This is a genomic window from Gilliamella sp. B2772 (assembly GCF_026536985.1).
GTDB lineage: Bacteria > Pseudomonadota > Gammaproteobacteria > Enterobacterales > Orbaceae > Gilliamella > Gilliamella apicola_E.
Window position 1 is genome coordinate 1 of record NZ_JAFNNB010000009.1, and the last position, 3,735, is coordinate 3,735.

Annotated in this window: 2 protein-coding genes; both read left to right on the top strand. The window is 40.3% G+C overall.

The window, feature by feature from the left end:
- A partial coding sequence (locus tag J3T98_RS11150; protein WP_267362923.1) for a hypothetical protein occupies positions 1 to 1,335 on the top strand: 1,335 nt, incomplete at its 5' end.
- A gap of 831 nt (positions 1,336 to 2,166) precedes the next feature.
- Positions 2,167 to 3,471: a hypothetical protein gene (locus tag J3T98_RS11155; RefSeq protein WP_267362925.1), complete on the top strand. Its 1,305-nt coding sequence runs from the start codon at positions 2,167 to 2,169 to the stop codon at positions 3,469 to 3,471.
- The last annotated feature ends 264 nt before the right edge of the window (positions 3,472 to 3,735 follow it).

Below are 3,735 nucleotides of genomic sequence, written 5' to 3' on the forward strand. Positions count from 1 at the left end.
TTCAGCCATGCATTAACCTCTAAAACCTCGAATGTGATTCAGGGTAGTGCACCTTATTTGACTTTCGATGGTGGTCGTACTCGTGCGATTAATACTAACGATCTGCTCGGGATTACTTTATCTGATGGTACGCAATATACGCCATCAACTAATCCTTCATCTGCAACCCCAATCGTCTTACCGGTTGCGGGTCAGAGTTTTGCTGATATTGGTATGTTGGTCCCTACTGATACTAATTTAGTCGTTTTAAGCGCACTTATCGGTCCTCCTAATAATTATTGGGGGGATGATGATGGTGATGCTGACGTTACTGCTACTGGTACGTTAAGTTTATCTATCGTCGATAAAAACAATCAGTATGTATCACGTAATTCCGTGTTAACGACTTGTAATTCTCCTTATAGGATTACGTTATCCAGTACTGACGGTACATTATCTACTCGTTACGGATTTCCTAATCGTAGTGATTTCCGTGCCAGTAATGTAACTTATTATGTTAAACCTAAGGCTGCGCCGGTGGTTTGTTTTGCTCGGCCTAACTTATTGGCTGGTAAGCGTGATGATGATTTCCTAGCTGGAGATTATGATTATGCTGGCCCAGCTTCAATGTGGGATCCTGCTAAGGGATTTCTCACTCAGTCAACAGACCCGTCACTTTACGGTAGAAACTTTCCTACAACTGGCGCTAATGGATTGTACTTTGATTTAGATATTAGTGGTGTTAGTCAGCCATTGTCTTGGTCTCCTGTTTCTCTGGGTGGTATCACAGTCACAATGTCTAATTCTACTGCTACAAGCGTACGTGTTACTTTAACTGGTCCTTACGCTACCGAATCCCAGCATAATTCATCCAGTCCTAGTCCTATTTCTAAACCTACTTTGCCTCAGACATTCGAGTTGGTCGGTCGTGATACTAATGGTACTCCTGTTGTTAAATATGGTTTTACTTTGAAGCAGTGGTTCGTCCACCGTGGTTCTAAGCAGGACAGGTATCCTCAAACCTTATCTTGGTGTAATAGTCTTGGTTATCGAATGCCTCGCGTAAGGGATTTAACCAACGCATCTTGTAGTCATAATAATGCAGGCCCTTGGTGTTCGGGTTCAGTCGGCGCCACTCCTTCCTCATCCCATAATTATTATATGCGTCATATAGGTTCTGGCTTTGTTACTGAGTGGGGCAAAATGGACGATTACTCTGGCGTTGGCTTCAGCAACGATTGGTGCTGGACTAGTGATGACCAGCTGCGTGATCGTAGCCCGTTTATCGTGAGCACTACCCACGGTGCTGTGGCTCTGAGCTACTTCCGCCACGACGGGCTTTGTGCCTATCCTTAGTTCTTATTTCTTCGTCCTTAATCCTCAAAGCTTGGGGTATAAAGGTGTAGTTAAATCATTAAGAAATGTTTGACTTGAAGAGTCAAGGTGGTTGTCAAATAAAAAGCGATTTTGTGGTTTAGCCCCTCCGGACATCATCATCCCTCAACCGGGGGGGATTTTTTGAGCAATAGTAGTTTCAGCGTTTAAAATTCCACTTTGCAATGTTGCCATATGAATAATTTGGCTCTAAATGATGATGTGTTTTAATTATTTTTATATCAGAAAAGTTGAGGAACAGGGTTTTTGAGGTTCTAAATTTCGATTAAAAATTATTAAATTATCAAAATTACTCATCACTCAGGTAAATTTTTTTAGGATCTTAATTAGAGTTTTTTAAAGGTTTGTAAATGATATGGTTTCAATTAAAACAAATGTTAGTCGATTCTTTCAAGATCTTTCTTGCGATCTTCTTTACGAATATTAACGATCCAAAACAAAAAAAGAATTGCATCGCGTTTTTCCAGTAACTATACTTTTTTACCGTTTTAGCTGGATGGCTAAAATTCAAACAAAACCGTAAATAAATCAAAAATATACTTGACAGGATTGTCGCAGATGTTCTATAATTTTCAACTGGCAACTGGCAACTGGCAACAGGCAACTTGGCCAACCTCTAATTTAAATTCGTCAAAGTTAAGTTCCCAGCGTTTATTCTTCACCAAAGTTTATTTTTTCACGCAATTATGCGGAATTTTGCAAATTTTCTCGCGATCTTTTTTTCGATCCTACTATAGATCCTTCTTGCGATCCTCTTTTCGATCTAATTTATTCCGGCAGATTTTTTTAGGTGTGGCTATTTTACTTTCTTTTTCCAGCCATGCATTAACCTCTAAAACCTCAAATGTGATTCACGGTAATGTGCCGTATTTGACTTTCGATGGTGGTCGTACTCGTGTGAATGATTCTAACGGTTTGCTCGGTATTATGTTATCAGATGGTACACAATATACGCTTTCAACCAATTCTTCATCTCCTGAAAAACCAATCGTGTTACCGGTTGCGGGTCAGAGTTTTGCTGATATAGGTATGTTTGTTCCTACTAATACTGATTCAGTCGATTTAAGTACACTTATCGGTCCTCATCATAATTATTGGGGGGATGATGATGGTGATTCTGACGTTACTGCTACAGGTTCTGTAAGTTTGTCTATTGTCGATAAAAGCAGTCAATCGGTATCACGTAGCACTGTACCAGAGATTTGTAAGGCACCTTATAGGGTGACGTTATCCAGTACTAACGGCACATTATCCACACGTTATGGCGTTCCTAATCGTAGTGATTTCAGTGCCAATGTTGTGACGTATTTCGTTAATCCTAAGGCTACGCCGATAGTTTGTTTTGCTCGGCCTAATTTGTATATGGGTACAGATGATTATGCTGGTCCATCTTCGATGTGGGACCCTGCTAACGGTTTTCTCACTCAGTCAAATGACCCATCCTCTTACGGTCAAAACTTTCCTACTACTGGTGCTAATGGATTGTATTTTGATTTACTTATTAGTGGTAGTAGTCAGGCGTTGTCTTGGTCTCCCTTATCTCAGGGTGGCATCACAGTTACAATGACTAATTCCACTGCTACAAGTGTTCGTGTTACTTTAACGGGTCCTTTCGCTACCGAATCCCAGCATCATTCAGACAATCCTGGTCGTCTTCCAACACTTACTTTGCCTCAGACCTTCGAGTTGGTTGGTCGTGATGGTCAAGGTAATCCAGTTGTTAAATATGGTTTTACTTTGAAGCAGTGGTTCGTCAACCGTGGTAATGATACTTCCAAACATTCTAATGCTTTGTCTTGGTGTAATAGTATTGGTTATCGAATGCCTCGAGTAAAGGATTTAACAAATTCGTCTCGATTTAGTAGTTTGGGCGCTACACCTTCCTCACATAGTGACCATTATATGCGTCATATAGGTTCTGGCTTTTTCACGGAGTGGGGCAGAATGGAGGATTATTCAGGCGTTGGTTTCATAAGATCTTCTTACAGGACTAGTGACAGCATTGGTCGTCATCGCCGCTATGACGTGCACTCATACGGCGGTATTGTGGATTGGCACGAAAGCATGCCTTTCTCCGTGGTTTGTGCCTATCCTTAGTATTTATTTCTTCGTCTTTAATGCTTAGGGTCGAGGGGTATAAAGGAGTAGTTAAGTCATTAAGAAATAGTTGACTTGAAGAGTTAAGGTAGTTTTCAGATAAAAATTGATTTTGTAGTTTAGCCCCTCCGGACATCATCATCCCTCAACCGGGGGGGTATTTTTAAAGTGTTTAACTGTAAAAAAGTTGAGGAACGGGGTTTTTGAAATTTAAGATTCCACTTGAAAATTATTAAATTATCAAAATCACTAATTTCAAATACT